At 29.5% G+C, this 1,452-nt stretch carries 1 protein-coding gene; it reads right to left on the reverse strand.

The genetic code is table 11. From position 1 onward, the window contains the following. Positions 1-122: 122 nt before the first annotated feature. Positions 123-1,223, reverse strand: coding sequence for a glycosyltransferase (locus G470_RS13590; protein WP_051258570.1), 1,101 nt, complete (start codon positions 1,221-1,223; stop codon positions 123-125). Positions 1,224-1,452: the final 229 nt, after the last annotated feature.

Genomic DNA, 1,452 nt, shown 5'->3' on the forward strand with positions numbered 1-1,452 from the left:
AAGGAGAACTGCTCGGGCTGTTCGAGAAACTGGCGAATAATTAGAAAAATTTCTGCAGCAGGGAATTTCATTTACACAAAATTATTGACGCCCCCCATGACAAGCTGTAATTAATGTTAATTTTATTCAATGTTACCAAGTAATTTAGTATAATAATTAATTAATTCCTGTGACATTAACTTTATTTCGTAACCATTTTTTCTTAATAGTTCTTTATTATACATTCTCTTTAAACTTACACGTTCGATTAACTTTACCCACTTTTCAGAATTTATTATAGGCAAACGATATAGATTCTCCGCAATATTTACCTCCTGCGGCAATCTATCGGAAATTAATACTGGTAAGCCATTTGCTTGTGCTTCAATTACTGATGTACCTAAACCTTCAAATTTTGATGGAAATAAAAAAATATCGAACGCATTCATAAAATCTTCTACATTCTGTTGCATACCTGTAAAGATAACAGATTTTTCTAAATCGTATTCAGTTACTTTTTTCATAATATGGGTTTTCAGTTTTCCATCTCCAACCAACATTAACTTGTATTTTTTTTGAGAATATTTCAATTCTTTCAAAACCTCTAATAAAAATTGCTGGTTTTTCACCTCATAAAACGTACCAATATGTCCCAGTAATACCTCATCATTTTCGATATTAAACTTTTCCCTTATTTGTTCTCTTTTATGTTCATTAAACCTAAATCTATTTAAATTGATGGCATTTTTAATGACTTTAAAGTTATTATTAGTGAACATCCATTCCCCTGCATCTTGACTACATGCCAATAAATTGGTTGAAACAGAACTTAAAAAAATTCTATTAATGCGCTCTATTATAGTCGCTAACCTATGATGAGTATTTATATACCCAGTACTATGTGCGTGAATAATTCTTATAGGGACTCCTCCTATTTTTGCTGCCCACAAATAGTCTAAATCACCTAGATGAGTCCTATGGCAATGTACAATCTGATAATTTGTTTTTTTAAAGAAATTTAGCCTCGGTTTTATTATTCTATTTCCACTTTTACGATCTTCAATAAAATGAAAAACTCGTCCTCCCATTTTGATTATTTCATCTTCAAAGGCAATTTCTTGATTAACAGGAGCAAGGAAATCAAATTGGATTTTTTTTCTATCAACATTTCTATATACATTCATAATAAAGGATTCTAGTCCCCCGTAATTAGGGGTCATTCCTATGTGTAAAATTCTTATCATTTTTTACCTCTCGTAATTCACATTATTAAAATTTCAAATGTCAATATATATATTCATCATAACTGTTATTTTGTTAAGCGGTAGAAGCATTTGATAAATAAAAATAATATGTAATTTATCCTCATAAGTTCCATATCCTTACTTTGCTTTAGAAATGTTATATAATTTAGTTTGTCAAATTAAGCTAGAAATAATTTAAACCTGATACATTCTCCAGAAAGACCTCCAA

This window comes from Atopococcus tabaci DSM 17538 (assembly GCF_000429585.1).
GTDB classification, from domain to species: domain Bacteria; phylum Bacillota; class Bacilli; order Lactobacillales; family Carnobacteriaceae_A; genus Atopococcus; species Atopococcus tabaci.